The organism is Sulfitobacter sp. GN1-4 (genome assembly GCF_055693825.1).
This window is the reverse complement of record NZ_JBVFUQ010000003.1, coordinates 207,283-220,139: the sequence shown is the minus strand read 5'-3', so window position 1 is coordinate 220,139 and position 12,857 is coordinate 207,283. Positions and strand designations below refer to the sequence as shown.

General features: G+C 58.1%; 11 protein-coding genes. 5 read left to right on the top strand and 6 right to left on the bottom strand.

Annotation, left to right across the window (positions count from 1 at the left end):
- Positions 1-77: 77 nt before the first annotated feature.
- Entirely contained in the window at positions 78-1,697 is a 1,620-nt protein-coding gene (locus ACZ1HM_RS01700; RefSeq protein WP_472740881.1) for an FMN-binding glutamate synthase family protein, read from the top strand.
- 79 nt (positions 1,698-1,776) lie between these two features.
- Here the strand turns inward: ACZ1HM_RS01700 and gabT are convergent, their stop codons facing one another.
- On the bottom strand, positions 1,777-3,198 hold the full coding sequence (gabT, locus tag ACZ1HM_RS01695) for a 4-aminobutyrate--2-oxoglutarate transaminase (protein WP_472740879.1): 1,422 nt from the start codon (positions 3,196-3,198) through the stop codon (positions 1,777-1,779).
- 181 nt (positions 3,199-3,379) lie between these two features.
- On the opposite strand from gabT, the gene ACZ1HM_RS01690 reads away from it, so the two are divergent.
- Positions 3,380-3,931, top strand: coding sequence for a cupin domain-containing protein (locus tag ACZ1HM_RS01690; protein ID WP_472740877.1), 552 nt, complete (start codon positions 3,380-3,382; stop codon positions 3,929-3,931).
- A gap of 292 nt (positions 3,932-4,223) precedes the next feature.
- Here the strand turns inward: ACZ1HM_RS01690 and ACZ1HM_RS01685 are convergent, their stop codons facing one another.
- From ACZ1HM_RS01685 to ACZ1HM_RS01675, 3 genes are read right to left on the bottom strand one after another with little or no spacing between them, the layout of a single operon-like run.
- Positions 4,224-5,945 (bottom strand): sensor histidine kinase, encoded by a 1,722-nt coding sequence (locus tag ACZ1HM_RS01685; RefSeq protein ID WP_472740876.1) that lies wholly within the window; start codon positions 5,943-5,945, stop codon positions 4,224-4,226.
- 2 nt (positions 5,946-5,947) lie between these two features.
- Positions 5,948-6,505, bottom strand: coding sequence for an RNA polymerase sigma factor (locus ACZ1HM_RS01680; protein ID WP_472740874.1), 558 nt, complete (start codon positions 6,503-6,505; stop codon positions 5,948-5,950).
- On the bottom strand, positions 6,502-6,657 hold the full coding sequence (locus tag ACZ1HM_RS01675; protein ID WP_472740872.1) for a NepR family anti-sigma factor: 156 nt from the start codon (positions 6,655-6,657) through the stop codon (positions 6,502-6,504). The genes ACZ1HM_RS01680 and ACZ1HM_RS01675 overlap by 4 nt, the downstream gene beginning before the upstream one ends.
- Positions 6,658-6,767: 110 nt before the next feature.
- Between ACZ1HM_RS01675 and ACZ1HM_RS01670 the strand changes: the two genes are divergently transcribed.
- On the top strand, positions 6,768-7,577 hold the full coding sequence (locus tag ACZ1HM_RS01670; protein ID WP_472740870.1) for a response regulator: 810 nt from the start codon (positions 6,768-6,770) through the stop codon (positions 7,575-7,577).
- A gap of 2 nt (positions 7,578-7,579) precedes the next feature.
- Here the strand turns inward: ACZ1HM_RS01670 and ACZ1HM_RS01665 are convergent, their stop codons facing one another.
- A complete protein-coding gene (locus tag ACZ1HM_RS01665; protein WP_472740868.1) occupies positions 7,580-8,491 on the bottom strand; it encodes a YihY/virulence factor BrkB family protein in 912 nt (303 codons plus the stop codon).
- A gap of 172 nt (positions 8,492-8,663) precedes the next feature.
- Here ACZ1HM_RS01665 and ACZ1HM_RS01660 point away from each other — a divergent pair, with 172 nt between their 5' ends.
- Positions 8,664-9,917 carry an aminotransferase class V-fold PLP-dependent enzyme gene (locus ACZ1HM_RS01660; protein ID WP_472740866.1) on the top strand — a complete coding sequence of 418 codons (1,254 nt, stop codon included), beginning with the start codon at positions 8,664-8,666 and terminating at the stop codon, positions 9,915-9,917.
- A 13-nt stretch (positions 9,918-9,930) separates the two neighbouring features.
- On the opposite strand, the gene ACZ1HM_RS01655 is transcribed toward ACZ1HM_RS01660, so the two are convergent.
- Positions 9,931-11,175 (bottom strand): Hsp70 family protein, encoded by a 1,245-nt coding sequence (locus ACZ1HM_RS01655; protein ID WP_472740864.1) that lies wholly within the window; start codon positions 11,173-11,175, stop codon positions 9,931-9,933.
- Positions 11,176-11,336: 161 nt separating this feature from the next.
- Between ACZ1HM_RS01655 and ACZ1HM_RS01650 the strand changes: the two genes are divergently transcribed.
- On the top strand, positions 11,337-12,815 hold the full coding sequence (locus ACZ1HM_RS01650; RefSeq protein ID WP_472740862.1) for an ABC transporter substrate-binding protein: 1,479 nt from the start codon (positions 11,337-11,339) through the stop codon (positions 12,813-12,815).
- Positions 12,816-12,857 lie beyond the last annotated feature (42 nt).

The following is a 12,857-nucleotide window of genomic DNA, read 5'->3' as shown; positions in this document are numbered from 1 at the left end:
TGAGCGCGCAAGAACTTGCGTCGCTGCGTAATCCCGGCAAAGTAGCGGGGCGGTATCGCGCCAGTGGAGAACATCACATGCCAGCTTTCAAAGACGTCGCCCGTTTCACAACTTTCGCGGCTGTGGTTGCACTTACGCTGATTTTCCTGGTGCTGACGCTGGCGTGGTCTGGGTGGTTTTTCTGGCTGTTTTTGCTTTGCGGCATTCTCTCTGTGATGGGGGTCTATGACGTGTTGCAGCCATCGCATTCGGTGCTGCGAAACTACCCGGTTTTGGGCCACATGCGGTTCTTCTTTGAAGGCATCCGCCCAGAGATCCGCCAATACCTTATCGAATCAGATCAGGACGAAGAACCGTTCAGCCGGGATGACCGCAGTTTGGTCTATCAACGCGCCAAAGGTCAGGAAGATGCGCGCCCCTTTGGCACGCGGGAACGGGTCTATGATGCGGGCTATTCCTGGGTCACACATTCGGTGCAGCCCGTGCACATCACCGACAGCGATTTTCGCACCAAAATCGGCGGGCCCCAGTGCGCGCAGCCCTATGAGGCTTCGCTTTACAACATCTCAGCCATGAGCTTTGGCTCGCTTTCTGCCAATGCGATTGAGGCGTTGAACACGGGCGCAAAACTTGGTGGATTTGCCCATGACACCGGCGAAGGATCAGTCAGCCGGTATCACAAAAAGGGTGGCGGAGACCTGATTTATCAACTGGCCTCCGGCTATTTCGGCAGCCGTGCGGCGGATGGCAGTTTTGATCCTGAAAAGTTCAAAGCAACCGCAGCACTTGATCAGATCAAGATGATTGAGCTGAAACTGAGCCAAGGGGCAAAGCCCGGTCATGGCGGCATGTTGCCTGCCGCCAAAATCACACCAGAAATTGCCGAAGCACGTGGCATCCCGATGGGTCAGGATTGTGTATCCCCCGCAGCGCATCCTGCCTTTTCCACGCCAATTGAGATGATGGAATTTATCGGCCAACTGCGGACGCTGTCAGGTGGCAAGCCAGTGGGCTTTAAGCTGTGCATCGGGCACCGGCGTGAATTTATGTGCATGGTCAAGGCGATGCTGGAGACCGAGATCTTTCCTGATTTCATCGTGGTGGACGGTACCGAAGGGGGCACAGGGGCCGCACCCGTTGAATTCTCCAACCACATGGGCATGCCGATGATCGAAGGGCTGACCTTTGTGCACAACACCCTGCGCGGCGCGGGTATCCGCGATCAGATCAAGATCGGTGCTGCGGGCAAGATCGTGCATGCCTTTGATATTGCCCGCGCGCTGGCGTTGGGTGCCGATTGGTGCAACTCAGCACGCGGCTTTATGTTTGCGATCGGCTGCATTCAGGCGCAGGCTTGCCATACAAATCACTGTCCCGTTGGCGTGGCCACGCAGGATGAGCTGCGCATGCGGGCCTTGGATGTGGGTGACAAAAGCCAGCGCGTGGCGCGGTTCCACCAAAACACCATGCACGCGTTGGGAGAAATGACAGGAGCAGCAGGGCTGCATCACCCCAGTGAGTTTTTACCCTATCACCTGATGTTGCGGCAGGGCGACAAGAGCATGGCTGAGGCCAGTGATGTCTTTGGATATCTGCCCGAAGGCTATCTGCTGGATGACGCCGCAGAAGATTTCAAAGGCAACAAAAGCCGCTGGGCGCGGGCGCGGGCCGACAGCTTTGCGCCGTTTGATGTTTAGAGCCATTTTGGGAGAGGGGGCCGGACCCTTTAAAGGGTCCGACACGAAGTCTTTAAAGACTTCGGCCCCTGTTGCAGTCTTAGTATCCTGCGGCAACCGCCTCTTGCACAGCCGCCTCAAGGATCGCCAGACCCTCATCCACAATTGCGTCAGAGGCCGTCAGCGGCACCATGATCCGCAGCGCATTGCCGTGCATCCCGCAGCTCAGCAGCAGCAAACCGCGTTTGAGGGCATTGGCGATGACCTGCTTGGTAAAGGCTGCATCGGGGGCCGCACTTTCGAAATCCGTGACAAATTCCACGGCAACCATCGCGCCCAACCCACGAATGTCCCAGAACCGATAGGGTGCAGACCGCGCGCCGATCTCAGCCAAACGCGCCTTTAGCGTCTCGCCCATCGCGGTGGAGCGGGCCAGCAGGCCTTCGGCCTCAATCGCGTCGATGGCAGCCAATGCAGCGGCACAGGCCACCGGGTTGCCCCCGTAGGTGCCCCCCAGACCGCCTGGATCCATCGCGTCCATCACATCGGCCCGGCCAATCACGCCCGCCAGCGGATAGCCCCCCGCCATGGATTTCGCCACTGTGATCAGATCCGGTACTACGCCCGAATGCTCAATCGCGAACCAGGTGCCCGTGCGGCCAAAGCCCGCCTGCACCTCATCCGCAATCAGCAGAATGCCATGCGCGTCACAGATGCTGCGCAGCTGTTGCATCATCTCAAACGGCACCGGGACATAGCCGCCTTCGCCCAAGACAGGCTCAATGATAATCGCCGCCACGCGCTCGGGCTGGGCGTCTGTAAGAAAGAGATTTTTCAGACCGGTGATGGCATCCTCAACCGTGATCCCATCGCGCACAGAGGGGAAAGGCGCGCGGAAGACATCTGCGGGGAAGGGTCCGACATCCTTTTTGTACGGTGCGACCTTGCCGGTCATGCCAAGCGTCAGCAACGTGCGGCCATGGTACCCGCCCGTAAAGGCAATCAAGCCGGGACGGCCAGTAGCGGCACGGGCAATTTTCACCGCGTTCTCAACGGCTTCTGCACCGGTTGTCACCAGCAGCGTCTTTTTGGGCGCATCGCCTGGGGCCAGCGCGTTCAGCCGCTCAGCCAGGTCGATATAAGGGGCATACGGCACCACCTGGAAAGAGGTGTGGGTATAGTGATCTTCTTGCGCCTTTGCAGCGGCAACAACCTTGGGGTGGCGATGACCGGTGTTCAGCACGCCAATCCCACCGCAGAAATCGATGTAGCGGTTGCCTTCCACGTCCCAAAGCTCAGCATTGTCTGCATGTTGGGCATAAATCGGCGCGGCCGAGGCCACACCCCGTGGCACCGCGGCCTCCCGCCGTGCGATCAGCTGGGCATTGGAGATATCAGCAGCCGCCATGGCATCAGAGACGATGGCTTTGGCCACCTTTTTGCTCTGGGGTGCCGCAGCTTTGCGGGCCGTTGTCTTTTTCGACGCAGCCTTACGGCCCGATTTCTTTACAGTGCTCGACATGGGTTCAAGTCCTTTGATGGGAGATGCTGATGTAGCGTTTAAAAATCCTATCATCGCGTTTAATATTCTTGTCAATGCCCGTTTTCTGTCAGAAAGATAAAGCCCTCTGGTGCTTGCGATTTTTCTGGCACAGACGCCCGAATGAACGCTAGGAACAGCCCAACAAACGAGGAACGTCGCGTTGGACATTGGTGAAAAACTCAAAGCCATCCGGATGGAGCGCGGCCTGTCGCAACGCGAGCTTGCGGCGAAAGCGGGACTGACCAACGGAACGATTTCGTTGATTGAACAAAACAGAACCAGCCCCTCTGTCGCCTCTTTGAAAAGCCTTCTGGACGCGATCCCGATCAGCATGGCTGAGTTTTTCTCAACCCTTGAGGACGCGGAACAGCCCAAGGTGTTCTATAAGGCTGAGGAATTCACCGAAATCGCGCCTGACAGTCCCAACAAACTGTCCCTGCGGATGTTGGGGGACGCGCAGAACCACGCGCTTCAAGTGCTGCATGAAACCTATCCGCCGGGCGCAGATACGGGGCCCGAAGCGCTGTCGCATGAAGGAGAAGAAGCCGGGATCGTGGTGCGCGGTGTAATTGAGGTGACGGTGGATGGCAAAGCCGCCCTGTTGGGGCCGGGGGACGGGTATCTTTTTGACAGCCGCCTGCCCCACAGGTTTCGCAACACAGGCTCAGAGGTTTGCGAAGTGGTCAGTGCCTGCACCCCGCCCAGCTTTTAGATGCAAACGGCCCCGCACCTGGGTGCAGAGCCGTTATGCGACATTGACGTGATCGAGCCGTGTTCAGGACCCGCTGGGCTTTCGCCCAGATCCGGGCCTGTGACCATCTGACGGATATTCTGTCCGCTTGCTCTTGGTCAGGGTCGCGATAAGTGCGACCACCAAAATAATGCTCGCCACGCCACCGATCAAAAGTTCGGGGGTCATGACTGTTCCTTTTTCTGCCTCTTCGGGGGGACCAACGCGTGGTGCGACAAAAGGTTCCCGGGATCAGACAGTTTTTAGCTTGCGATTAGAAATCCGCCTGCGGCCGTGGGGTTTGCGGCACGGGGAATGAGACGTTCAATGTATAGCTGTCTGGTGCGTCAATGACATCGACCTGGCCGTTCAACTGCCGCGCAAAGGCTTCGATCAAACGCGACCCCAATCCGGTCCCGCTTTCTGAACCCTGGGTGCCTTTGGTGTTCCAAACACTCAGCTTGGCATGATCAGCGCCATCTTCCACCAGCGTCACAGAGATTTTGCCCCGCTCAGCACCATCTTGGCCCACGTTTTTCAACGCATTTGTCACAGCTTCTGATAGCAACAAGGTCACGGGTGCCGCATCATCCGTTTCAAAAGTCAGGTCGGCGTAATCCTGTTTGACCTCAACGTTGCTGCCCGTGGCAAGGCCGACCGCCAAAAGCTGATTGACCACTTCATGCAGCAATGCAGGCGCGTGCACCCGGACCAGATCATCGGTCTGGTAGAGGTTCTTGTGCACGGTCGCCAGGCTCAGGATACGCTCTTGCAACCGTTTCAGAACCAAGCTGGCGTCAGGGCTTTTGGCCTGCCGGATCTGCATGTTCATGATGGAGGAAATGAGCTGCAGGTTGTTTTTGACCCGGTGATGCACCTCTTTGAGCAAGATGTTTTTTTCCCGCAGGCTGTCTTCTAACGTGGCCTCATCGCGCAGAATGCTTTCGCCCATGCTGATAAAGGTTGCTTCAATTTCAACCAGTTCCGTGGGCACGCCAGTGCCCAGGGTGTTGCGCGGCAGATCACGGTTGATGGCAAAGCGACGCATCTGGCGGCCCAGCTTGCGAATATGCGTGATCGCCAGACGGTTCAGCGCCCAGAAGGCCACCAAAAGGCTGGCAGCCCACATCACAATGGGCACCATCGTCCCCAAACGAGACAGGATGGAGGGGTTTAGAAACGGCGTTTCCACGGGCCAGACACTGACGGCGAATACAGCGTTTTGAACAATGGGCCGGATGGCGTAAACCCGCAGAACACCGCGGCCATTCTCAGCCTCAAACACCGAAGGTTCCTCAGCGGTGAACGCCGCCAGCGCCACATCGGCAGGCAGCTCATCTGTGACTGCATCCATACTTTGCTCAGTCGCGATGATTTCGCCTTTCTGGTTAAAGGCCATCAAAGCCAGCGGGCTGAGCGGCAGGTCAGGCTCATCTGCTGCCTCAAACACAGTGGAATGGATTGAGATCTTGATCAGCCCCTCCAGCCCCGCGTCTGTTATCACCGGAGAAGTCACGACCGTGACCGGATCGCCCGTGATCTTTTCTGATTGGAAAACCTGCGTCCCGCTGTCGGGATCTTGCAAAGCCGCTTTGAAATGCGGGTCATCTGCCAAATCCTTGTGTTGATCCGCAGAAGAACATGTCATCTGCCCGTCCGGTCCCACCAACCCCACCACGCCAAATGTCGGATTGGCCTCTTTGTAGGCCTGGAAGAACGCCCTGCAGCTTTGCGCATCGCCATGATGCAGCTGGACAATGGAGGACAACGCCTGCGCTGCGCCAAATGCATCGGCCAGAATGGCGGCCTCAGCGGTGGCGGCCTGTTCCGTGATCGCCAGCAGCGACAGCTCTGCATTTACACGGTTTTGCGCGGCAATCTGCTGGGTTTGGCTGAACGCAATCAGGCCAATGGGCAGCAGTGCCAATGACAGCAAGAACAGCACACGCACGGTCAGCCCGCGCAGCACATCACCCGAGAAGAAGCCGGAAGTCATGATTAGAAACTAGACACCTTGGACGCAGAGATCACCGACATTGTCGCATCATCCGTCATTTCCAGCGTTTCTTGTTCGTTATAGCCCATCATTTCGCCCAGTTGAGCACGGGCGCGGTTGATGCGGCTTTTGATGGTGCCAACGGCCACATCGCACATCTTTGCCGCTTCTTCATAAGAAAAGCCCGATGCGCCAACCAGCAACAAAGCTTCGCGTTGCTCATCGGTCAGAGAGCCCAGCGCGCGGCGGAAATCAGCCAGCTGCATGTGCCCGTCATGCGCGGGTTTTTCAGCCAGGTTTTCGGTGATGATCCCGTCAATGTCGGCGACTTCGCGTTTGGATTTGCGGCGGCTGGAATAATAGGTGTTGCGCAAAATGGTGAACAGCCAAGCCCGCATGTTGGTGCCGACATCGAACTTGTCGATGTTTGTCCAGGCCTTCACCAGGGTGTCTTGCACCATGTCATCCGCAACAGCCGGGTTTCGCGTCAGGCTGATTGCGAAGGCCCGCATCGCTGGCAGATGCTCAATCAGCTCGTCGCGGGGGTCTTCGTTGCTCATTTCGCCTGACTCTGATCGTTGTCTTGCGCTTTGAGCTGAGAAAGCAGATCCTTGAACCGATCGGGGATGCCTTCATCAAGTGTTTCTTCAAACACCTTTTTCAGGTTCTCGTCGATTGCCCGTTCGCGATCATCTTTCTTTGGGATATTCACAAACTTAACCTCAAGTGCATGCCAAATCGGCACATAAATTTCACGTGCTTGGGAACCGAACGCACGGTTGCCGTGTTTTGTTCCAGAAAAGATGAAAAAGGACCACCCAAATGAGTGAGGCTTCCTCCGGCATGTCAGTCAGCGACCAACTTGGTGAAAATATTCCCTTCCTCCGCCGTTTTGCGCGCGCCATCACCGGCAACCAAGAAACAGGCGATAAATTTGCAGCCGCCGCATTGGAGGCCATCCTGGCAGACCGTTCCATTCTGGGCGATCATGACGTGAAAGTTGGACTTTTCAAAGTGCTCTTTGGGATCTGGGCCAGCGCAGGCGCCCCTGTTGAGGAAGGCGAAACAGGCGCGCGGGCAAAGGCGCAGGAACGGCTGCAAAGCCTGACGAACAACAGCCGCGAAGCGTTGTTGCTGCACACGGTTGAGGGGTTTTCTTATACTGAGACGGCTGCAATCATCGGCGTCAGCCAGGCTGAGGCAGAAGAGTTGATCAGCATTGCCCGGCGCGAGATTGCAGATGCGTCAGCAGGCTCTGTGATGATCATTGAGGATGAAGGCATCATCGCGATGGACATCGAATCCATCGTGGCGGACATGGGCCACCGGGTCACTGGTATTGCCGCCACCAAGGACGAAGCGGTGGCACTGGCCAAGGCGGATCTGCCCGATCTGATCCTTGCGGACATCCAGTTGGCGGATAATTCATCAGGCATTGATGCGGTGAACGAAATCCTGGGCGAATTTGGGCTGCGGCCGGTAATCTTTATCACCGCCTTCCCAGAACGCCTGCTGACCGGCAACAAACCGGAACCGGCGTTCCTGATCTCCAAGCCTTATACGGTTGATCAAGTGATCTCATCGGTGTCGCAGGCGATGTTCTTTTCCTCAACCGAAACACTTGACGCATAGCGTTACGCCAGATCTGCCGGCCCATCCTTCTGCGCAAGGGTGGGCGGGACGCTGCGCTTGTCCCTTTCCCGCGCGACCTGGGCGTTCAGCACCGCGCCAAACAGCACGATAAAGCTGCTGATCCACAGCCACGTCAGCATCGCAATGACGGCCCCGATGGAGCCATAGACCTGATTGTAGTTGCCGAAATTCGCCACGTAATAGGAAAAGGCGACGGACAGCACCACAAACAGCAAAACCGCAATCACCGCACCAATGGTCAGAAATTCAAACCGCGCACCATCGCGTTGCGGGCCGAAACGGTAGAGCAACGCGATCCCCGCCAACAGCACACCCACCGTCACTGCCCAGCGCAACCCGTCAATGACCAGGGTGCCGATGATCCCCAGCGGAAAGAACGCCAGAATGACAGGGATCACCACAAGGCTCAGCAAGGCGATCAGACCCACACCAATCAGCGCCACGGTCAGCCACAGCGCGCGGAACTGATGACGCAGGCTGCTCCAGGCCGGTTCATCATAGGCCGAGCTAAGCCCCGTGATCATCGCACCAACGCCCGCCCGCGCCGACCAAAGCGCCAGCCCCAAGGAAATCAAACCGGCCCAGCCCAGGCGATTGCTGCTGGTGTTGACCAGGCTGACAACCTGCACTTCGATGATCCGGTAAACATCACCGGGCAAAAAGACCTTCATCTCTTCCATCTGCGCAACAACAATTTCCGGATCAGAGATCAGCCCCAAGACAGCGATCAGCGCAGCCAACGCCGGAAACAGCGACAGCATGCCGTAAAACGCCACGCCTGCCGCAATGAGGGCGATGTTCTTGTCGCCCACCTGGGCCATACTGGCGCGCAAGACAGCCCAGCTGCCGCGCAAGCCAAGGCGGGGTGGAATTGTGCTGATTTGGTTCTGCATCACTCAAAATACCGTTTTTCGCGCGGGTCACCAATATTGCCGCCAGATGTGCACCTGCTGTACACGAATGTGTCGCAGACGGACATGCGGGCAAGCCTGGTGGTTTTCAAAACGATAAGGCGCGTCTGCCCATCTGACGCGCGGCACCCTAAAGACGTCAAAGGACATCGTCATGATCACCCAATCGGCCCCACTGACCCAAGCGATCCGTGATCGGTTTGCCCATGTGGAAACCTGTCCTTTTCAGGGGCCACGTGTCTTTTTTGAAAACGCAGGCGGCGCGCTCACGTTGAAATCCGTGGTTGAGACCTCTGCCACCTTCGCTGCGATCCCTGACAACCAAGGACGCGGGAATGCCGCGTCGCAGGCGTTGGTTGAGATCATCAAACGGGCGAAAGAGGACATGGCCGTCTTTTTCAACGCCCCTGAGGGGCAGTTTTTTGTCGGAGAATCCGGGACCGAGTTGACCTTTCGCCTGATCCGCACGGCGGTGATGGGATCGGCCACAGGCGGCATCGTGTTGGGATCATCCGTCGAACACCCCGCGTCGCGCAGCGCGGCACAGCATTGGGCGGAAAAGGCGGGCAAGCCTTATGTCAGCGTGCCCCATGACGATGAAACAGGCCAAGTCACCCCAGCGGCCTATGCGGCACTGGTCACGCCTGAGGTGCGGGTGGCGACCATCTTGCATACCTCACCCGTAACCGGCATCGGCAACGATGTTGCGGGCATCGCGGCGGCCATCCGGGCTGTATCGCCTGATGCGTTCATCTTTGTGGATGGCATCCAGCATGCAAGTCACGGGCGTATCGACATCGCCAGCTACGATATCGATGGCTATGTGGTGTCACCCTACAAGGTGTTTTCCCGGCATGGGTACGGCGTGGCTTGGGCGTCTGACAGGCTGACGGCTGCGGGCATCGAAACGCTCAAGGACAGCCCAGCGGGCAATTGGGAAATGGGCACCCGCGATACCGGGGCCTATGCGACGTTCTCAGATGTGGTGGGGTATTTTGAGTGGTTGGGCAGCGAGGTTTCAGACACCACCGACCGGCGTGCCCGGATTGAAGCCGCAGGGGCGGCCATCCATGACCATGAAAAAGCACTCACCGACGCGATGCTCTTTGGCGTAGATAATCTGCCCGGCCTGTCAGAGCTGCCTGGTGTGATGATTTTGGGTGGCGCTGAAAACCCTGACCGGGAAGGCCTGGTGTGCTTTGCCCTCGACCATAAGCCAGCCGGTGAGATCGTAGACGAGCTTAACGCGCAAGGCATCCGCACGCATATTCGCAAGGCTGACCATTATTCGGGGAACATCCTGAACCCGTTGGGTATGGACGCCGCTGTGCGGGTCTCCTTGTGTCACTATAACACCTTGGATGAGGTTCGCAGCCTGCTTAGCGCGATGAAAGAGATAAGCGGGTAGCCTTCCCAGAATTTTAGCCAGCTGAGCGGATGGCAAGCCCATCAACAATGGCCGTCAACGCAGCACCTCGGTGTATTTGGGCGGCGGGGAAACGGTCCGTCATGGCGGCCTCAATCACCTGCATAAGGCTCGATCCGCCCACAAAGATCAGCTTTGTCACCTGACCGGGTTCAAGCCCTGCCGCATCCAGCGTTGCCAAAGCCGCCGCACCCACGTCCCCGGCAAGCCCGGCCAGCTTTTTGGTCATCATCTCCGCAGGCAATGGCAGAACCGCCCTGGGTTTGAGCATCCCAACCTTGATGACGGGATCCTCGACGCCCGGGGTGTTGGCCATGATCTTTCCCGCCTCAACCGCAAAGGCCAGATCATGGCCCAGCTCTTCTTCCAGCACCTTCACAAGGCGGGCCAGACGTTGTTCGTGCACGGCGTATTTGTGCAGCTCCTTCGCCGCCCGCCGGGTGTCTGCGCCATAAAGGAACGGGATCTTGGCCCAGGTCGCAAGATCATTGAAAATCGCATTGGGTGCGATGTGCGTCTCCCCGCCAAAGGCATGGCGGATGGGGCTGCCCATGCCCAGTTGCGGCATCACGCGCGCAATACTGAGCCTGCGGTCAAAATCGGTCCCACCGATCCGCACCCCGTAACTGCCCAGTATCTCAATATCCGCGCCGCTGCCTTGGCGAAACAGCGTGAAGTCCGACGTACCGCCGCCAATGTCGACGATCAGGCCCAAATCCCCTGGGGTCAGAACCTGTTGATTGGCCACAGCGGCGGCTTCGGGTTCATTCAGGAACGACACGCTTTCAAACCCTGCGCGGCCATAGGCCTCGGTCAGATCTGCCAGGGCCTGCGCATCGCGCGCGTCGTCCTCGGAATGGAACCGCACCGGGCGCCCCGACAACGCTTTGGTGAAGGTCTGGCCCGTCTGCGCCTCTGCCCGCGCTTTTACCGTCGCCAGAAACCGCGCGATGATGTCGATGAAATCAAGACGTTCGCCCAGCAGCATCCGACTTTCCCGCACCAACCGCGTCCCCAAAAGGCTTTTCAGCCCCCGCATATAGCGACCTTCTTCGCCCTCCAGCAACGCAGCACTGGCCTGCGCGCCCACGACCATCTGTTGCGCTTCAAAGTCAAAAAAGACGGCTGTCGGCATCGTCATCTCACCACCCTCAAGCGGGATCAGCTGTGGTTTGCCATTCACGGCGATGCCCGCTGCGGAGTTTGAGGTGCCAAAATCTATTCCTAGAACCTGTGACATCATCCACCCTCCTGCAGCAAAGGGCGCGTCTCTAGCGTCAGCGACACCAAGATGCAAATGGTTCTTTCCCCAAGGGCATGCGCCACACCCGGACTTTAGGGAACACTGGCCAGCAAGGCGGGATTTCGCTAGCCTGACCTTATCACAAACGGGAGACACTTATGTTCCACCTTCGCCATTTCCTGCTTGGCGCAAGCACCGCTGCCCTGATGGCCGGCGCTGCCGCTGCCAAAGATGACATCACCATCGCCATCCAGCTTGAACCGCCGCATCTTGATCCGACATCTGCGGCGGCTGGTGCGATCGACTCGGTCCTGTATTCCAACGTGTTCGAAGGGCTGACCCGCTTTATGTCCGACGGCTCTGTTGTGCCGGGCCTGGCGGAAAGCTGGGAAATCTCAGACGATGGGCTGACCTATACTTTCAAGCTGCGCGCGGGCGTGACCTTTCATGACGGCACCACGATGGATGCCGAGGACGTCAAATTCTCTCTGGACCGGATCGGCGAAGAGGAAAGCGCAAACGCGCAAAAGGCGCTTTATGCCGCCATTTCTGAGGTCAATGTGATTGATCCCACCACGGTTGAGGTCAAACTATCAGAGCCGAATGGCAACATGATCTTTAACCTGGCTTGGGGCGACGCCGTGATCGTGGCACCAGAAAGCATTGAGAACATCAAACAACAGCCCATCGGCACAGGGGCTTTCAAATTCGAAAGCTGGACCCAGGGCGACAAGGTCGAACTGGTGCGCTACGATGCCTATTGGGGCGATGCGCCCGCACTGGCCAATGCCACGTTCAAGTTCATCTCTGACCCGACCGCCGCCTTTGCTGCGGTGATGGCTGAGGATGTGGATGTCTTTGCCGGTTTCCCCGCCCCCGAAAACCTGCCCCAGTTTGAGGCGGACCCGCGGTTCCAAGTCCTTGTTGGTTCCACCGAAGGGGAAACGATCCTGTCCACCAACAACAAGATGCCGCCTTTCGACAACGTAAAGGTCCGCCAGGCCGTGGCTCATGCGATTGACCGTCAGGCCATCATTGATGGTGCGATGTTTGGCCTGGGCACGCCCATCGGCACGCATTTCGCCCCGCACAACCCGGCCTATGTCGATCTGACTGGCCAGTCGAACTATGACCCGGCCAAGGCCAAGGCGCTGCTGGCCGAAGCAGGCTTTGCCGACGGGTTTGAGACGACATTGCACCTGCCGCCTCCGTCCTATGCCCGGCGTGGTGGAGAGATCATCGCCGCCCAGCTGGCCGAGGTTGGCATCAAGGCTGAGATCACCAATGTGGAATGGGCCCAGTGGCTGGAAACCGTGTTTCGGGGCAAGAACTTTGGCCTGACCATCGTCAGCCACACTGAGCCGATGGACATCGGCATCTACGCCAACCCAGACTACTATTTCCAGTACGACAACGCGGATTTCCAAGACCTGATCGCCAAGCTGAACACCACCTCTGATCCCGACATGCGCGGCCAGATGATGGCGCAAGCGCAGCAGATCATCGCGGATGATTATGTGAACGGCTATCTGTTCCAGCTGGCGCTGCCCACGGTAGCCAAGGCCGGTGTACAAGGGCTGTGGGAAAACGCGCCCACGCAGGCCAATGACCTGACAGCGGTCAGTTGGGCGGACTAAACTGTCTCTAATACGTGCAAAATGGCCCCTATTACGGGGCCA

Coding starts and splice junctions, on each gene's coding strand:
- ACZ1HM_RS01700 (WP_472740881.1), top strand. CDS start 78: ATGCCAGCTTTCAAAGACGTCGCCCGTTTCACAACTTTCGCGGCTGTG.
- gabT (WP_472740879.1), bottom strand. CDS start 3,198: ATGTCGAGCACTGTAAAGAAATCGGGCCGTAAGGCTGCGTCGAAAAAG.
- ACZ1HM_RS01685 (WP_472740876.1), bottom strand. CDS start 5,945: ATGACTTCCGGCTTCTTCTCGGGTGATGTGCTGCGCGGGCTGACCGTG.
- ACZ1HM_RS01680 (WP_472740874.1), bottom strand. CDS start 6,505: ATGAGCAACGAAGACCCCCGCGACGAGCTGATTGAGCATCTGCCAGCG.
- ACZ1HM_RS01670 (WP_472740870.1), top strand. CDS start 6,768: ATGAGTGAGGCTTCCTCCGGCATGTCAGTCAGCGACCAACTTGGTGAA.
- ACZ1HM_RS01665 (WP_472740868.1), bottom strand. CDS start 8,491: ATGCAGAACCAAATCAGCACAATTCCACCCCGCCTTGGCTTGCGCGGC.
- ACZ1HM_RS01660 (WP_472740866.1), top strand. CDS start 8,664: ATGATCACCCAATCGGCCCCACTGACCCAAGCGATCCGTGATCGGTTT.
- ACZ1HM_RS01655 (WP_472740864.1), bottom strand. CDS start 11,175: ATGTCACAGGTTCTAGGAATAGATTTTGGCACCTCAAACTCCGCAGCG.
- ACZ1HM_RS01650 (WP_472740862.1), top strand. CDS start 11,337: ATGTTCCACCTTCGCCATTTCCTGCTTGGCGCAAGCACCGCTGCCCTG.